The following is a 17491-nucleotide window of genomic DNA, read 5'->3' on the forward strand; positions in this document are numbered from 1 at the left end:
GTCACGCCAATTCGTCACCCTGAATTTCATCTTTCCGACGTGATGACGACGATCGGCGTTGTGTTTGTACGGCATAGCACTCGCATCAAGCTGATTTCGATCCTGCCTGCCTATCGCCAAACCGTTGACAAAGGATCCATGCACCAACGCTTCTCGAAAGCCAAGGTCGCCGAAGAGGGAAAGGCGCAGCAACGCGACATCGCCATTCCCGCCTTCGGCTATAAGAACCATGCCTCGATTGATCGCAGGCACGGCTTCATTCGGGGATGGAACGTCACGAGCGCGTCAGCCTATGACGGCGCGCAGCTTCGCAATGTGCTCAACCGCGGCAACACCGGCTCGACGGTGTGGGCCGACACGGCCTATCGCTCGAAAAAGAACTATAGGAGTGGCTGGAGAAGAACGGCTACGTCTCTGACATCCACCAGAAGAAGCCGAAGGGTCGACCGATGAGCGAGGCGATGTCGCGGGCCAACGGGCGGAGATCGAAAACCCGCGCATTCGTCGAACACGTCTTCGCGCAGCAGAAATCCAGGATGGGCCTGTTCGTGCGCACCATCGGCATCGCCCGCGCCAGGACGAAGATCGGCATGGCCAACCTTGCCTACAATCTCACCCGCTTCGTCTGGCACCAGGGGCGAACTGCGCCCGCATGACGGCGAAGGCGGCGCAAACCGCCGACGCAACGCCGAAATCGGCAACCGTATCCATCTCAACAACCAAATCCAAAGCGATCGCCGTTCATCAGTCCACGCAGAACATCAGCGCGGCCCTACCGGTCCGCGAAACGCCGGTAGTTCGAGGTCTAGCTGCCACGAGCAGCGGCACACTTCCTTTTTATTTTAGAGAAGCTGGCGTTGTGCGAGCTGCTTGAAGAGCCGCCCCTTTTGCAACAGCTCGAGATAACTGCCGCTTTCAGCTATGCGGCCGTCATCGATAACGTAGATCAGGTCGGCAGACTCCAGGGTTGAGATCCGCTGAGCGATGACAACCCGTGTGCACTGGAGGCTGCGCAGATTGTCCATGACGCGGCGCTGCGTGACATTGTCGAGCGCGCTGGTGGCCTCGTCCATGATCACGACGCGCGGTTTGCGTGTGACAGCGCGCGCAATCAGCAGCCGCTGGCGCTGGCCTCCGGAGAACGTCACGCCGCCCTCGGCGATGGCGGTGTAAGCCCATGGGGAGATTCTTGACCACATCATCGAGGGCGGCAATACGCAGCGCCTCCATTGCCTCGTCTTCGGAAAGCGGGAGGCCGGCTGCAATGTTGTCGTAGATCGAGCCTGCTAGCAGGCGGCCGTTTTGCAGCACGACGCCGTATTGACGCCGCATATCCTGGAGATCGACGAAGCGGAGGTCGGTACCGTCGAGATAAATATTGCCCGACTCGGGGACGTCGAAGCCCAGCAAGAGCCGGATGATGGACGACTTGCCAGCGCCGGATGAGCCGACCAAGGCGACAAAGCGCTCGGCCGGGATGCGCATCGACAGGCCCTTGAGAACAAGGGGCGCGTCCGGCGCATAACGGAAACGCACGTCGCGCAGCTCGATCACGCCGCTCAGCTGCGAGAACCGGCTGCCCTGACCGATCCGTTCCTCCTTCGCCTCGAGGATCGGACGGACGCGCTGAAAGTAGGGTTGCAGCATGACGATGAACAGCGACGCGCGGGTCAGCGACATGACTGCGCTGACGAACTGGCCAAGAGCAACGTTGAAGCTCGCAAACTCGGCGACCGACATCAGCGGCGTATACGGACGTGGGTCGTTCGTCGAGCGGAAGAAGGCGAACAGGTTTCCGCTGTGCGCACCCAGAACAACCAGCACGACCACGGTCAGCATCGGTCCGAAGCCAGATCGCAGAATATGGAGACGATTGCTCAGGATGCTCTGCCGCAGGCTGAGGGTCACCGTGCGGCGGTAGGTGCGGAGCCAAACGAGGAACGCCTCGCGCTCGGCGCCGGCTACCCGCAACTTCGCGATAGAGCCCAGCAGCTGCAGGACAGTGCCCTGCTGCTTTCCCGACAGCTCGAGCGATTCGAAATTGTAGCTCAGGATCTTCTTGCCGATCAGATAGGCAACGCCCGCGAACAGCCCCGAGACGAGCACCACTAGCAAGGTCACGCGCCATTCGAAGTAGAGCATCAGGCCGATACTGAAAATCATCGACACAGCGCCCGAGAAGAACGTCATGAACGATCGGCTGATCAGCTTACGGGTGACGTTGATGCCATCGGCGCGACTGGCGAGGTCGCCTGCCGTGAAGCCGCGGAAGAATGGCGCCTGCAGGTTGAGGAGCTTGATCCATACAGCCGTCTGGATGCGGTTGTCCGCGCGCGCCTCCAATCTCAGGCCGCTCAGCGACTCCACGAGATTTGTGCTGGTCATGCCGAGCGCCAACAACAGCAGCAGGCCGCTGAATGATCGGGTCTAGCAGCCAGCCGAGGGCCATCGGGGAGGCGAGTGAGAAAAGGCCGGTCAGAACCATCGTGGCGATGGTGGCGAGCACGTCGGCACGGCAGTTATGCAGGCCGAAGCGCAGGATGGGCCAACCGGTTAGCCTGCCTCAGGAAGCGGGATGTAGAAGGCGTAGGCGGTGCGGTTGATCTTTGCGCCGGTCTTGGCATCCACTGGCTGCGGGGCGCCACGGCTGTAACACAGGTAGCGATTGCCGGAGCGGATCAGCGCGCAGGGGGCGGATTCCGGTCCGACCGTCCCTAGAAGCGGGCCGAGGTCGTTTTCCCACCAACGGTCCGGCAAGATCAGTGCCCGATACTGTAGGTGGTTGTCCCGGGCGACCTCATCGATGGCCCGGGCCAGCGGGGGTGGCGTGATCTGATTGCGACGTCGCGACAGCGCCGGATGGCCGAGCGCGCGTGCCACGCGGGCAACGATCGTGCCGATCGTCTCGGTTTCCTCACTGTCTTCGACCGTCGTTTTGATGCTTATCAGGTCAACGAGGTTGCCCAATTCCGTGGCGAAATCGCCTTCCGCCGTGAGGCGTGCCGCTTCATGCGCCGCGGAGTTCTGGGCAAGTTCCCCTGCACGGCTGGCGATAGCGGCCCTTACGGCCGTTTCGGTAAGTGCCAAGCCCGCGTCTTGGCGGGACGGCCCGGTCTGCCATCGGGCCAGCAACGCAAGCCAGCCGCGCTGGGCCTGTTCGAGCGCGGGTCGGGCCTCTGCGTTCGACGCAAGCTCCCACAGCGCCTTGCGCGTCGTCTCGACGATCTCAGTGTCGGCTGATGGCACGCCGATGAAGCGGAACTCATCGCCGGCTGGCAGGGAATCGATCAGCCCACCCGCCTCGACTGACAGAAACGGGTACCGGCCGTACCTGTCCACAAGAAATACTTCGACGGATCCCGAAAGCACGAGCCATATCCGGTCCGCTGTCGTGACATCGAGCGTGTTGTTTCCGCCCACGATCCGGCGCTGTTCGGCAATGCCCAGCGCCAACGCGAGCGTCGATCCGGGTGCCTTCCAACTCAGCGTTATGATCGCATTGAGCAGGGCGCTATTATTCAGGAGGACGTCGACGATGTTCATCCAGCCCTCACAAGGCCGGCATAGACGCCGTTGGCCGCCTTGAGCTTTTCATGCGTGCCTCGTTCGACAATGGTGCCATTCTCGAGCACGAAGATCTGATCACAGTCACGAATGGTACTGAGCCGCTGAGCAACGATAAGGCATGTCATGCCCCTCAGCCGCATGTTCTGGTCGATCTGCGCTTCGGTGACGGCATCGAGCGCGGCAGTCGCCTCGTCCAGCACCAGAATCCTCGGGTTGCGGGCGAGGGCGCGGGCAATCTCGAGGCGCTGGCGCTGGCCTCCGCTCAGATTGGTGCCCCCCTCGGTCAGCATGCCCTCATATCCGCCGGGACGTCCCAGAATCGTTTCGTGAATACAAGCGTCCCGCGCCCCGCGCACGATCGATGCCGGGGTGGTAGCACGATTGAACAAGGCGAGGTTGTCTTGAATTGTGCTCTCGAACAGGCGGATGTCCTGATCCACCCAAGCGACGTTCGAGGTGAAGACGTCGCGGGGCAGCTCGGCAACCGGGCAGTCATCGTAGAGCACGCTTCCCGAGCGCGGCGTGTAGAGACCGAGCAGAAGATGAACCAGAGTCGACTTGCCGCTGCCGCTGCCACCCACGAAGGCGACGCGCTGCCCCGGCTCGACCTTCAGGTTGATGTCGTGCAGTACGGGTAAGTCGAAGGCGCCGTAGGCAAAACTTAGGTCACCTACCTCGACTCGCCCGGAGAGTTGTTGGTGCGGTTCCGCAGCCGGTGCTGTCGTCTTCGCCGGATGCCCCTCGATCAGCGGATCGCTCTTCGCCGCAAGGATGTCCTCGAGCCGCGCCCAGTGGCCCTTTGCCTCCTGAAGCTGAAGGCTGAGGTCGACGATCTGCTGCAAGGGGCTCATGAAGCTGCCGAGAAGCATCTGGAACGCCAGTAGTCCACCTATGGTCATCTCGCCCCAGATAATCAGGACCGCGCCGAAGCAGAGAACCGTTGCCGTCATGATCTGCCCGATCAGGGTCGGCGCCGCCCCTAGCCACAGGGAGATGCGTTCGCGCGACTGGAACTGGTTCACCGCGCGCGCCTGGTAGCCCGACCAAATACGGAAGAAATCCGACTCGGAGCCCATGGCCTTAATGGTCTCGATCGACTGAAGGCCGGACATCGCGGCGGCGGCTATTTTTTGCGCTGATATTGAGGATGACTATGTTGCCGTCCTTCAATCTGCGGCGCACAAGTCCGACAGCAGCGACGTTGCAGGCCACCAGCAAAATCGAGACGATGGTGAGTGGCAGGCTGTAGACCGCCATCACTCCTGCATAGACAATCACCATTGCGAACTGGGCGGCCGCGGTCGGCAGGGGACCGGAAACCAGAATGGCAAGCTGATTGGCCGAGTGCGCGCGGCTGACGATGTCGCCGTGCTGGCTCTGCGTAAGGAACAGCAGTGGGAGGCGCAGCACGTGCCAGAGGAAGCGCGCACCGATCATCACTGCCAATTTCAGCTGTAGACGCATCAGCACGCGTTGTTGCAGCCAAGTGACGGTCGCCGCCAGTGCGACTGCAAACAGCAGGGCCACGATGATGGGAAACAGCCAGGTGTCGAATCGGCGTACCAGGACCTCGTCTACGAACACTTTGATGAGCGCAGGGAGCAGAATCGACGGCAGCGCAAGCATGACGGTCGTGGCCGCCATCACTACGAGCGCGGCTCTTGACCCAGATGTCCAGCGGAACAGGGTCCGCAGCATACCCTGCCTGTAGCCGCCTGGTTTGAAATCGGGTCCGCGCTTGAACTCTAGCGCGACGCCCGAATAGTTTTCGTAGAATTCTTCGTGACCGACGATGCGTCGGCCGAGGGCCGGGTCGTTGATTCGCACACCGCGACCTGACCGGCCTTCGACGACGACGAAGTGGTCGGCCGACCAGTGGGCGAGGCGGAGCATAGGCAGGACATAGACCGAAAGGAGTTCGAACTGCCCTGAAGGCCCTGGCACGGCCAGGGCAAGTCCTGCGGTCACGTCGGTTGTGCGCGCCGCGACGCCGCGGACCGTGGATGCGAAACGGCTTGTCACCACGCTCCACACTGCCGGATAGGTAAGATGCCGCACCTCCTTTAGGCTGACGTAGTCCAGTATCTCAAGGCGAATCGGCATGGTCGACGCCCGTGCGGGAGGTCGCGTGTTTGGCCGCTTCGATGCGGCTCGTTATCCCCTCGCTGGTCTGCCAGGCAAAGCGGTCGTCTAGGTCCTCTTCGATCACCCCCGCCGCGTACAACTGGTCTAGCAGATCGGCGACTGCAAGAGCGCTCGCTCCGTCAGCTATGACGCGCACAACCAACTCCGACGCTGTGCAGTCGCCGCACGCGATTAGATCGCCAACGGAGATCGGAGCGACGTCGTCGAGTATCCGGTGTTCAATGTTGCGTGAGCGGAGGTGGAAGTGCAGGTTCCCGGCCTCGTATTGCAGGTCTCCGCGGAAGCGGATCGGCAGGTTCGGAGGTGGGCTCTCGAGCATATGCTCGTCGATGATGCTCTGGAGCCCCTCCCGGAACTCGTCGGGCGTCCTGAAGAAACGCTCATCCAGGATGCGGTAGCCGAGAGGCCAGCGTTTGCTCCCCGGTACCGGCGTCACCAGCTGTACTCGTCCCCGCGGCATGTTTACGAGGAAGCCGGAAACGCAGGCGATCGTCGTGTGATCGCGCTCCAGCAACGCGATTGCATCGTCGTTGTTGGCTGCCCTGAGTTTCTCCTTCCGCTCGCGCGCGCGCCCGGCGAACGCTTTTGCGGTCAGCGCCTCCTTGCCCTGCAGGACGAGTTCGACCCCCATCAGGTCCTCGGGCGAAAACGCCTCGTGAATCAGATTGAGGTGGTTCGTGCTTAGGACGGAGAAACGATTTGTCACGCCACGGTAGCGTTTGAACAGTTCGAGCACGCGCCTTGTGAGTGCCTGATCCTTGAGCGGGGCGGCCGTCGTCGTTTGTGGCAATGCGCCCGTGATTTGATAGTAGTCGAACAGAAAGCGGTCGTAGTCCGGGTTATCGATCGGGTCCGTGGCCCAGTAGCAGAAGCCAGTGCGGGCTGCCGAACCAAACATCTCGCACGCGACACCAACCACGCCGCGCCAAAGCTCGGCATGCTCCTCGCTATATTCATAGTAACCCTCGAAGCGGTCGGCCGACAGGCCGCAGAACCAGCAACCGACGGTGCAGCCTTCGCTCAGCTCGAAAGCGATGACGGGGTGCGTGACCGACGCCGCCGATCCGCCCAATTCGCCGTTGCAGCGGCGGATTTGGCGCTCGCGCCACGCATGGAAGCGAGGGTTGACCGTCGACATTTCGCCCTCGTCGCGCAGGATGTCGCGATGGCGCAACATCTCGCGCATATACTCGCCCCACATCACAGCCAGCGGCCACGACGCACACTCCGGCTTGAAGCGGTATTTCAGGTAGCTACCGCGCCAGAGCGGCAGCATCTCCATCGGGTCGACTTCGATGCCGTAGCGCTCGGTTACCGTTCGAGGGTTATCGACGTTCTCCGAAAGCGCACTGCGGAACGCCATGTCGCCGACCAGGCGCTCCATGAAGCGCTTGATATGGGCCAGCGTGCGAAGCTGTCCGGGGGTGCGTCGGTCAAAGATCTGTCGGTAGTGTTCGGCAGCAGTGTGCGTCATGACGTTACGGCAGCCCCCTCGAAGCGAGTTTCGCAGGCCAACTGCCAAAGGATCCCATGATCGCTCCTCACGAGTGGCCTGATTTTAAGTTTTCTTCACACGTCTAATCGAGTATCGGTGGGTGCGCTCAGACCATAAAGTGCGTGGTCAGATCAGGACCGCAGCGACGACTACAACGGCTTCGGCTGCCTCTGCGACAGTCGTCGCTACCTCCGCTGCCTCCACAGCGGTGGTAGCGACCGCAGCGGTCTGCACAACCTTGGTCGAGGTCGCAACGCTCGAATGATGATGCTTGCCGCCGACGATCGCATCGAGCTGCTTATCGGTCAACTCTTGTGGGCTTCGCGATTGAATGTAACTCTTAGCCTCATCGAGTGTGAAATTGTAGCCGTGGTTCTTTCCGATCGCCACAACCGATGCGAGACCCGTAGCATTCGGTTTCACCTTTTCGAGCAGACTGTCGTCTTTCGCCAGATCGTCGACGAATCGCTCTACCTCAGCTCGCGACATAGTTAATCCCCCCTGCCTCGGCACGCTGCGCCTGCAGCTGTTCAGCCATCTTCAGTTGCTGCGAGCAATTCAGTACTTCTGGGCCAATTGCCATCGTCATCTCCGTCGGTTGTGGGGAAAACATCACAACGGCTTCTCGAAAATTCACCGTGCAAGTGACGTACCATTCTGAGGACGTAGCTGCGCGCTGATACTCAATTCGGGCGGGCGCACCTTTGCGTCGCGCTCTTTCTTCTTTTTTGCAAACATGAGGCAAAGAGGGCAATTCCTCGGCTTTTTTTGACGGACCTGTCGATGATGCGGCAGATGCTTGACGGCGATCCGCAATTTGGACGGCCGATTGACGGCGCGCTCAATTGTCCGATGTACGGCGATGTCGGATAAGTGACATAGCTGTGTTAGGGCTATCGTGTTGCTTGAGAACGATTTCTCCTTTGGCACGGTACATGCGTAGTCCTCTACAAGGCGCATGGACTGAGGAGAAGTCGTCCGATGATCACGCTCACCGGAAACTCAGACGAGGTTAAGGCGGAGCTGCGATGCTGCCGGAGACGATATATGCAGACGTGGGGGCTTGCCGGGCACTTTGGAAAGCGACTGTGGGCGCGGTTGCGCTGCGGGCCGCTGCGTGGCCCGGCGCCAGAGGCGGAAACTGTCCAGCTTGGTGTAGAAGGGATGGAGATGGCATGTCGGTCTTCTCCGATGCGCGCAGGCGATTGCCAACCAGGCGATCGGGATAGGCAACGACCTGCAGCGCGAACGATCTCCCTCCAGCGTGTTTGTTGGCAGTGGTTATGCTTGCTATCAGCTGCGCTCAGCTGGCAATTTTGCTTTCGGTGAAGATCGAGTGACTGGATTGGTCGATCGCGGATCGGCATCTTAGCCGATTAAAATAGAATGAGAGCGAAACGATTTAATAGTGCGTATAAGAAAGTTCTAAAATTCGTTCGCACAGTTGTGGTGGAAGTAAATGCCAGATTTTGCGGCTTTGCAAGCTAGACAGATCTCAAAATCTGGCGCACTATCTTTTCGAAATACGATCTCGAGCTGATATGTAGGGGGACCCATGACGCGTCGTGGATTGATGGTTCGTGTGCGATTTCTCGCGGGTGTTTTCGTCAGCAGTCTGGTACCAATCGCAGTGCTGCCCGCGGCGGCCGAGATCCTCAATCCACCGGTGTTGCAGGATGACCGCGCGCCGATCGCCAAACCTGCTCTGACGGAGCTCGCACCCGCTGCGTCGCTCCCCGGCAACACGCTGCCGGTTCGCGGCGACCGCCTGCTCAATCTCAAGATCGAGTATATCGACAACCAGATCTACAACCTGTCCACTGGCGGCTACGACAAGGTCCATTTGCGCGGCTACACCGGCAAGGGCGTCGATCCCAAGGCTCCTTATGTCTCGCCGACGATCGAGGCAGTGCCGGGCGACACGGTGCGCGTCACCCTCGACAATCAGTTGCCGGCAGGGCCGCAGCCCGGCGACCCCGGCTGCATGCCCGGCGGCCAGATGCCCGACATCCCCCACTGCTTCAACGGCACCAATCTGCATACTCACGGGCTGTGGGTAAGCCCGTCGGGCAACAGCGACAACGTGCTGCTGTCGATCAACCCGCAAACGCAGTTCACCTACGAATACAACATCCCGTCGGACCATCCTTCCGGCACGTTCTGGTATCACACCCATCGCCACGGCTCGACGGCGCTGCAGGTGTCGAGCGGTATGGCCGGTGCGCTGATCATCCGCGGCAACCGCTTGCCGACCCCGACAACCCATGGCGACATCGATACGCTGATCCCAACCTCGGCGATCCCCGAGCGGGTGCTGGTGATGCAGCAGATCCAATATGCCTGCCGCGCGCCGGCGGCCAAGCCCGGAGAACTCGGCCCGATCAAGCAGGACATCAACGGTCATTATTTCTGCGATCCGGGCGATGCCGGCGGCATCGAGGGCTATGACCAATTCGGGCCGGGCACCTGGCCGGCATCGGGGCGCTATACCTCACTCAATGGCAAGGTGTTCAATTCCAACGACCCCTTGAAGGCGACGCAGGGCCAGGTCGAGCGCTGGCGCATGGTCCATGCCGGCGTGCGCGACACGATCAGCCTGCAGTTCTTCAAGGTGCTTGACGGCAAGCTGAAGCCCGGAGTGAAAACGCTGCTCAATGCCGACACCAACGCAGCGTTCATCAAGGATACGTGCAGCACCACGCCGGTGCCCTATACGCTGGTCGCGGCCGACGGGCTGACGATGGCGGCGGCGCAGCCGACCAAGCTTGCAACCTTCCAGCCCGGCTATCGCTTTGACGCGCTGGTCGTCTTTCCAGAAGCCGGACGCTATTGCGTGATCGACTCCTCGGCGCCCAAATCAGGCGTGGTCAGCGGACTCGATGTAGGACCGCAACTGCTCGCACTGGTCGACGTCGCGCCGGGAACGGCGGTCGACAATGTGGAAACCTACGTCAATCGCAAGCTGGTCGCCCTGGCCGAGGCCAACATGCCGGCGAACGTCAAAGCGACGGTGGTGGCCGATCTCAAGGCCGGAATGAAATTCACCAGCTTCACGCCGCATCCCGACGTCACCGACGACGAGGTGAAGGGCAACGGCACGCAGGAGCTGACCTTCTTCATCGACACGACGGGGCCGAACACCAAGTTCGAGGTCGGCAACACGCTCAACACGGCCGACGTCAAGCCCTACGACCCGACCCGCATCGACCGCTCGCTGCCGCTGGGCAAGGCGCAGGAATGGACGCTGCAGTCGCACTTCGTCAGCCATCCGTTCCACATCCACGTCAATCCGTTCCAGATCGTCTCGATCATCGATCCCAACGGCAAGGACGTCAGCGCGCAGGGCGCGATAGACGATGCCGGCGGTGAGCCCTACGATCCGCAATATGCCGGGCTAAAGGGCGTGTGGAAGGATACGCTGTGGATCAAGAGCCTGATCCCGCAATCCCTGCCGGCCGGCTTCTCGGGCATCTACACGATCAAGGTCCGTACCCGTTACGAGCGCTACATCGGCGAGTACGTGCTGCACTGCCACATCCTCGATCATGAGGACCAGGGCATGATGCAGAACGTTGCCGTGGTTCTGCCTGATCAGGTGGGCGACATTACCCAGAGCGGCGCGATGCAGATGCAGATGGATGGCCACGATGGCCACAAATAAGGCGCAGCCAATGCCCGCCGCGCCGTTCACCTGGAGCGATGTGGAGGCGATCCTCGCCACGGCCGGGGGCACCGGGGGAGTCGGCAGCCTGACGGGACTGACGCTGCCGGAGTTCCTGGCACTGCAGCTGCACGGGATGCCGCTGATCGCGCCGCTCTCGACCACCTGTTGCGGCACGAGCGATGCCAAGGGGCGCGGCGCGCGCTCGGCGCTGATCCGGGGCTTGCGCGGACTGCCGCCGTTCGACGGTAAGCAGTTCCCTCGCCTGCCCTGGGGCGGGACGGCGGTCGCCGACGAAGACATAGACCGGATCGAGACGTGGATCGAGGAGGGCTGCCCCGGCGCGTTGATCGGTTCGATTGCGCTCGCCAGCGAGGTCAGCGTGGCGACCGAGGCGCGCATCGAGGTGAAGGGGATTGCCGGCCCGGTCTTCAGCGCGGCGTCCGATCCGGCGGCTTGGCGCTACGCCAAGGGCGAGCTGCGGCAGCGCATGGACGTCGATGTGCTGGACGACGCGCAAAAGGAGCGGCTGCGCTATGCCTTTCGTGAGCTCTACAAGCTCAACAAATGGGTCGGCGACAAACGCAGCTACAACAATCTGGCCTTGATCCACCAGAACCACTGTCAGCATGGCTGGGAACGTTTCCTGCCGTGGCATCGCGTGTATCTCTATGAATTCGAACAGGCTTTGCAGGATTTCTGCCCGGATGTGACCATGCCGTGGTGGGATTTCCCGGCTACGCGCTACAAGCCGGAGGATCCGGCCAACGGCGCCATCCTTCCCGATGCGTTCAAGGGTTTCCTCACCGAGTCCTCTGTGCGCTCCCTGCGCGATCACGGTTTCCCGGCCAAGATCGGCACGCTGGCGGGTCAGCTGTGGGCCAATCCGACGCAGGCCTATGACGCGGTCAGCGGCGCCTGCGGCAAGGACTATGTGGAGGGAGAGAATCGCAAGCGGTTGATCGACGCGCTGCTCGAGGCCAATTCGCTATGGTATCCGCTGCGCTATTCCAGCCAGTTCGGCAAAGGCACGATCAACACCGTCATCCACTATCATTATCCGGCACAGGAGGACATCGACGAGATCCTCAGCCTGCGCACCTTCCGCGACTTCGGCGGTGGCAGCCTCTACGTCGACAGCTTCGGCTTCCTCGACCAGAATCCGCACAACACGATGCACATCTGGACCGGCGGTATGAACCCTGCGTTCAAGACCAGCGCGCCCGCCGATCGCAACAGCGCGGTGCGCGTTGCCGGACGCAAGTTCCACCAGCGCGACGACCTCTACTCCGAGCCGCAGTTCGGCGACATGTTCTCGAACCTGACCGCGTCCTACGACCCGATCTTCTGGCCGGTGCACGCCAATATCGACCGGCTCTGGTGGCGCTGGCAGCAGGACCATCCCGACGGCCTGCCCGCCGATCTCGATTCCGCGCTGACGCCGTGGAGCTACGCGGTGCGCGATACGCTCGACATGAACCGCTTCGGCTATGAATATGTTCGTGGCGGATGCCTCATGCCGGTCGGGCTGACCAGTCCGGTCGGACGCTTCGTTTCGGCGCCGATCGCGGTGCCCGAAGCGACCAAGAGCTTCCGCTCGGCGGAAGTGCGGCTGCACCGCGTGCCGCAGCTGCCGCGCTCCTGCTTCATCCGTGTGTTTCTCAACACGCCGGATGCCGATGCCAGCACGCCGCTCAACCTGCCGGGTTATGCCGGCTATGCGGCAATCTTCGGCCACGGCGAATGTTTTGGCGGGCCCGGGCATTGCGAAATTCCACCAGCGGAGAACCGCAAGTTCGATCTACGCGAGCGCAGCATGAACACGCCGCGCAACCACCGCATCGATGTGACGCGCGCGGCACGCCGGCTGATCGCGGCCGGTGCCACCAGCCTGACAGTAAGCTTGGTCGTGATCGGCGCCTCCTATGAGGAGGACCGCGAGTTGCTGCGGCTGGACGGGGTCTCGCTCAACTTTCTCGATTGAAAACACAAGACACGGCCGGCGCAGGCACCGAGGAGAAATCAAATGGCCGACCCAACAGTCTATTGTATCCACCCGGCCGTCGGCATCGCCCGGCTCGGCGACAGCCCCGAGGGTTTCTGCATCTCGCCGGAAAAGCCGGCGCAGTTGCCGATCGAATGCGATGCCAACGGCAATGCCGCGAAAGACGACGCGCCGATCAAAAACTTCAAGGACAGCAAGGGCCGCATCAAGCGCCAGGCCGCGCGTTTCCAGATATTCGTCTATGACGCGGTCAATCCACTGGGCAGCCCGCTGAAGATCGGCGACCATGTCGAAGGTGGCGGCAATCGCGGCAAGCTGGTCGACATCCAGTGGCGCGTTCAGCTCGCCAACAAGAAGGCGGCATGGTTCACGTTCGACGGGCTGCGCGGCGAGGCGGGTTATGCCGCCGACGCGCCGTTGCGCAACGCCGGCATCACCGATCCCGTCGAACGGCAGAAGCTGATCATCGACGCCGGCCCGCAAGCCGTCGACTGCACCGCGCGGCGCAAGGCGAGCTTCGGGCGAGACACCAACTCGGCCTATGCCGTCACCTTCCCGCCGACCGGGATGGCGCCAAACGACATCGACACGCTGGGCGAAATGATGACCGACGACAGCGGACGGCTGCTGCTGCTTGGCGGGCACGGCAACAGCGGCTCGTTCCTCAGCGGGTTTGGCCATCCGCGCATCGAGACCTACGCCAACAGCGACGGCTGGTTCGACGACATTTCGGACGGGCCGGTGATGGCCCGCCTGGTAATGATGGAGGAGCGCGTCCAGGCGCTGCGCTACATCGATGTCGAATATCCCGCCTGGGTGCTGGTCGGTTATCCGCGCTACGCGCCTGAAGTGCTCGACATGATCACGCTGGAGGATGTGGTCGAGGACATGTCGATCCGCGAATTTGCCTATCGCACCGACATGTACGGTACCGCCGGAACGTTTGACGCGCCGCAAAAGATCGATCCGACCGACACGGCGGCCTTGCTTCACTGGCAGGCAGGACTGGTGGAGTGGAACCCGGCCTATCGGCCGTGGTTCTGGCGCGACATCTGGCCGATCATTTTCCGCGCCGACGAATTCTCCTATTTCGCCAACATCCTCCAGCAATCGAACTTTCCGCACAACCAGTCGAGCCGGGGCACGTTCGATCCCTATCGCCTGTGCATCCCGCCGCGGGTCGCGCCGCGTGCGCTGGCGCAAAAGGAAGGCCGCGCGAAAGACGATCATGTCGGCGGACGGCTGCTCGAGGCAGTGGTGGAGCCGAGCCTGATGCTGCTCGATGCAACGCAGGCGCCGGGCGCGGCTGACGATGCCGTGGTTGGCGATGCCGCCGCCACGCTCAAGGCGGCAGCGGCGGCTTTCACCGCCGCGGTCTGTCCGCCTGGCGATGGTGAGGCGCCGCGCACCTATGCCACTCGCTGGCAACAGGTGTTCGCCGACAACGACACGGTGGCCGAGCCCGCCTATGCCGAGGCGCGCAGCGTATTCGACGCGGTGGTCGCCGACGTGATCGCGCGCATCGCCGCGGCCGCCTCGCCACCGCGCAAGCGGATGCTGAAGCTTGCCCGGGCCTCGTCGCGGCAGGAGCCGGGCGAACCGGACCGGACCACCGATCCGGACGAGCCGATCGAGGCTGCGCTGCGCCGGCTGGCGTTCGAATACCGTTCCGGCCAGTTGCTTGACCGCGCGCTCACTGCCGCCGCGAAGGATGCCACGACCGATCCCGGCCGTTCCGCGCGGCAGTATCTGTTCGATCTGCTGCGTAAGCCCGGGGAGGAAAACCTGTTCCGGCTCGACGCCAATCCGGCGACGCGTACCTATCACCTGCCGCTGATGCCGCTGCTTGCCGGCGACAATCCGATCACCAACAAGACGGTAAGCAAGTTCCTGCGGCTGACCGACACGCAACTGTTCCTGCTGCGGCAATGGGCTGCGGGTATCTTCATTGACGAGGTGGATGCCGGCTTCACCCCGGCGATCGATCCGTGGCAGCCCTACAAGGACTGGAACGTGCCGGGCGGACGCGGTCTCGACAAGGGCGTGCTGTCGAACGGGCTCGGCGGCGCCTTCTGCCCGGGTGGTGAAGTGACTTGGATCATCCGCAACCCGGCGATCTGGCGCGAGCCCTACCGGATCAAAGCCGACCCCGAGTGGTACAGCTTTGCGCTGACCGCGGCGCAGGAGAACGCCAATCGATGGGGAGCGGGCGTCAGCGAGGAAGGCTATATCGCCTATGCCTCCGACCCGCTGTCGCAAGGCAGCGACCTCGATGTGGGATTGCAGCCCGGCGACCTGACCAAGCTCAGCGGGCTGCCATGGCAGGCCGATTTCAACGAATGCTCCACCCAGACGATCGACGTCACCTACGAGGAATGGAACGTCCTCTATCCCGACAGTGTCGGCAACACGCTGATGGAGCGCGAGCGGCGCGTGTGGGAGACCTTGTGGTGGCCGGCGCATCGACCGATGCAGGCCTACTACCTCGCTGGCAAGGACTTCCAGTTCCGCAACTGGGCGCGCGGCATTCCGCAGACGCTTGCCGGCGACCTCAAGATGGTAACCGAATGGTCGAAGCTCGGCTTCATCGTCCGTAATCCCAGCGGCAAGCTCGACCAGCCTTCACCCCAGAAAAAATACATTTGCGTCGAAGATTCGGGAGAATGACCGTGACCAATCCGTTTGTCGGCAACTGGACCTATCGCAGCTTCAACAACGACCCCGACCTCGGCAAGGCGGCCAACGACCTCTTGTTCGGCGAAGGCACGCTGGCCATTGCGGAGCAGTCCGAGACCGAGCTTTCGGGAACGATCGGCGGGCCGGGATGGTCGCTCGATCTGCGCGGCAGCTTCGGCTACGGGTCGCCGATGCAGGTCCGCTTCCAGGGCAAGGGCGTGGTCGGCGGCGCGCAGTGGATCTACGACTATATCGGCTGGCTAGTACCCGTTTGGCCTGATAGCACCGACCGGCTGGAAGTGCCCGCGATCGTCGGGTCGGTGGTGCGCACCATCCCCCATTCGGGCGACGGCGGCAGCACGAACCCGGCAGGGGTAGTGGCATCCTTCTATGCCGTCCGAGCAGGCTGATTTCGTCGTCGTTGGCGGCGGCCCGGCGGGTGCCGCGGCAGCGCTGAGGTTACGCCACCACGCTCCCGGACGGCGCGTGGTGTTGTTCGAGGCGGGATGGCACGATCGGCCAAAGCCAGGTGAGATGTTGGCTGCGGTGGCGCAGGGGCTGCTGCGCCAGCTCGGCGTCTGGACACCGTTCCTTGCCGCAGCCTTCGTGGACAACCGCGCGGTCGTCTCGGCATGGGCTGGCGAGGCGCTCGACGAGCGGCACAGTATATTCTCCGCCCAGGGCGGGGGCTGGCAACTCGACCGGGCACGGTTTGATCAGCTCCTGGTTCAGGCGGCAGCTGCAGCAGGGGCGCAGGTGCGACTTGGCAGCGCGGTGCGTTCGGCGGTGCGTGAAGGCCAGGGCTGGCGGCTCAAGTTGACCGATGGGGACGTCGTCGCCAGCGCCGTGATCTGGGCGACCGGCCGGAGCTGGAGGCTGGCGCGATCCTTCGGCGCGAAGCTTCGGGTGCACGGCCACCTCGCGGCGTATACCCGCTTCTTCGAGCGCGCGCCAGGCGATTGTCGAATGGTCGTCGAGGCGCGCCCCGAGGGCTGGTGGTACAGCGCCGACTTGCCCGACCGACGCCGGGTGGTGGCGTGCCTGACCGATCCTGACCTCGGCAGCGAACTGCGGGACCCGAAATCCTGGTACCGCGCATTAGCGGCAACACAGCTAATCGCACCGCTCCTGCCTCCTGGCGCGCGTGAAACTGCAACGCTGGTGAAATCGGCGGGAACGGCCACAGTCGATCCAGCCGCGGGTGAGCGCTGGGTGGCAGCGGGCGACAGCCTGTTCGCCGCCGATCCGCTCTCGTCGCGCGGGATCGTGCATGCGCTGCGCTCAGGCATCCTCGCCGCCTATGCGGCGTCGGACATGGTCGACGGACGTGACGAACTCGCGCGCACGCGCTACGCGATGATCGCCTCGCAGGGCTTTGCCGACTACGCCTCCGCGCTCCCTAATCACTATGCCGCCGCCGCACGGTGGGACACAGCTTTCTGGCAGCGGCGTCGGCATCAACCCGAAGAGCGCGCGGCGTATCAAGAGCGCGGCGCATGAATTCACCACGGACGTCGAAGGCCCTTACTTTCTTGGGTACACGACGGCCATGATGGAAATGCTCGCCGCGCAACAGGCCTCGATCACTGCGCTGTCCTTTGCAACAGGCACGCTCTGCCCTCAACCTTCCAACTCCACCGTTCCCACGCAAATCTAGCCGCATGACCCGACTTAAACACCGCCTGTGAGAATATGTCATTAAGTCAGCATGTTAGGCGCGCGCCGGCGCGTGTTACCACTACATTTGGGGGGGATCTCAGGCGAGTTGTTCGTCGAGGTTGTGTGGCAGAGCGATGCCAGCTGCCTTGAAGACGTTGCCCACTTGGCCGGTGACGTGAGTTCTGGTTGTGACGATGCGACCATCCTTTTCGATGGTGGCTTCCTGGAGGCGATCGAGATCGCGTAGGAGCGGCTGCCATTCGGGCGTCAGGCCTTTGGCCCG

Annotated in this window: 11 protein-coding genes and 3 pseudogenes; 6 read left to right on the forward strand and 8 right to left on the reverse strand. The window is 62.7% G+C overall.

The window, feature by feature from the left end; translation table 11 throughout:
• Positions 1-147: 147 nt before the first annotated feature.
• Positions 148-656 (forward strand): annotated as a pseudogene (locus BLS48_RS32965) (transposase); the annotation flags it as partial.
• A 186-nt stretch (positions 657-842) separates the two neighbouring features.
• Here BLS48_RS32965 and BLS48_RS36890 read toward each other — a convergent pair.
• The 7 genes and pseudogenes from BLS48_RS36890 to BLS48_RS32995 all read right to left on the reverse strand — a co-directional run bounded on the left by BLS48_RS36890 (position 843) and on the right by BLS48_RS32995 (position 7696).
• Positions 843-1202, reverse strand: a complete 360-nt coding sequence (locus BLS48_RS36890; protein WP_420871216.1) for an ATP-binding cassette domain-containing protein — start codon at positions 1200-1202, stop codon at positions 843-845.
• Between the two features lie 10 nt (positions 1203-1212).
• Positions 1213-2409, reverse strand: a pseudogene (locus BLS48_RS35885) (ATP-binding cassette domain-containing protein); the annotation flags it as partial.
• 144 nt (positions 2410-2553) lie between these two features.
• A complete protein-coding gene (locus BLS48_RS32975; protein WP_038655104.1) occupies positions 2554-3543 on the reverse strand; it encodes a hypothetical protein in 990 nt (329 codons plus the stop codon).
• Positions 3540-4679 carry an ATP-binding cassette domain-containing protein gene (locus tag BLS48_RS32980; protein ID WP_051727005.1) on the reverse strand — a complete coding sequence of 380 codons (1140 nt, stop codon included), beginning with the start codon at positions 4677-4679 and terminating at the stop codon, positions 3540-3542. Before BLS48_RS32980 ends, BLS48_RS32975 begins: the two co-directional genes overlap by 4 nt.
• Complete coding sequence (locus BLS48_RS32985) at positions 4648-5670, reverse strand: cysteine peptidase family C39 domain-containing protein (RefSeq protein ID WP_091586490.1); 1023 nt, start codon at positions 5668-5670, stop codon at positions 4648-4650. Before BLS48_RS32985 ends, BLS48_RS32980 begins: the two co-directional genes overlap by 32 nt.
• Entirely contained in the window at positions 5654-7186 is a 1533-nt protein-coding gene (locus BLS48_RS32990) for a radical SAM family RiPP maturation amino acid epimerase (RefSeq protein WP_038654613.1), read from the reverse strand. Before BLS48_RS32990 ends, BLS48_RS32985 begins: the two co-directional genes overlap by 17 nt.
• Positions 7187-7333: 147 nt before the next feature.
• Positions 7334-7696 (reverse strand): Nif11-like leader peptide family natural product precursor, encoded by a 363-nt coding sequence (locus BLS48_RS32995; protein WP_091586492.1) that lies wholly within the window; start codon positions 7694-7696, stop codon positions 7334-7336.
• Positions 7697-8762: 1066 nt separating this feature from the next.
• On the opposite strand from BLS48_RS32995, the gene BLS48_RS33000 reads away from it, so the two are divergent.
• From BLS48_RS33000 to BLS48_RS33020, 5 genes are read left to right on the forward strand one after another with little or no spacing between them, the layout of a single operon-like run.
• Positions 8763-10868, forward strand: coding sequence for a multicopper oxidase family protein (locus BLS48_RS33000; RefSeq protein ID WP_091586494.1), 2106 nt, complete (start codon positions 8763-8765; stop codon positions 10866-10868).
• Positions 10855-12852, forward strand: a complete 1998-nt coding sequence (locus BLS48_RS33005) for a tyrosinase family protein (protein WP_091586498.1) — start codon at positions 10855-10857, stop codon at positions 12850-12852. The genes BLS48_RS33000 and BLS48_RS33005 overlap by 14 nt, the downstream gene beginning before the upstream one ends.
• A gap of 42 nt (positions 12853-12894) precedes the next feature.
• Positions 12895-15540 carry a LodA/GoxA family CTQ-dependent oxidase gene (locus BLS48_RS33010; RefSeq protein ID WP_091586496.1) on the forward strand — a complete coding sequence of 882 codons (2646 nt, stop codon included), beginning with the start codon at positions 12895-12897 and terminating at the stop codon, positions 15538-15540.
• Positions 15537-15959 (forward strand): hypothetical protein, encoded by a 423-nt coding sequence (locus tag BLS48_RS33015; protein WP_038654482.1) that lies wholly within the window; start codon positions 15537-15539, stop codon positions 15957-15959. The genes BLS48_RS33010 and BLS48_RS33015 overlap by 4 nt, the downstream gene beginning before the upstream one ends.
• Positions 15940-17049 carry an NAD(P)/FAD-dependent oxidoreductase gene (locus BLS48_RS33020; protein ID WP_051726966.1) on the forward strand — a complete coding sequence of 370 codons (1110 nt, stop codon included), beginning with the start codon at positions 15940-15942 and terminating at the stop codon, positions 17047-17049. The genes BLS48_RS33015 and BLS48_RS33020 overlap by 20 nt, the downstream gene beginning before the upstream one ends.
• A 256-nt stretch (positions 17050-17305) precedes the next feature.
• Here the strand turns inward: BLS48_RS33020 and BLS48_RS33025 are convergent.
• Positions 17306-17491, reverse strand: a pseudogene (locus tag BLS48_RS33025) (IS1634 family transposase); the annotation flags it as partial.

The organism is Mesorhizobium qingshengii (genome assembly GCF_900103325.1).
Classification (GTDB): domain Bacteria; phylum Pseudomonadota; class Alphaproteobacteria; order Rhizobiales; family Rhizobiaceae; genus Mesorhizobium; species Mesorhizobium qingshengii.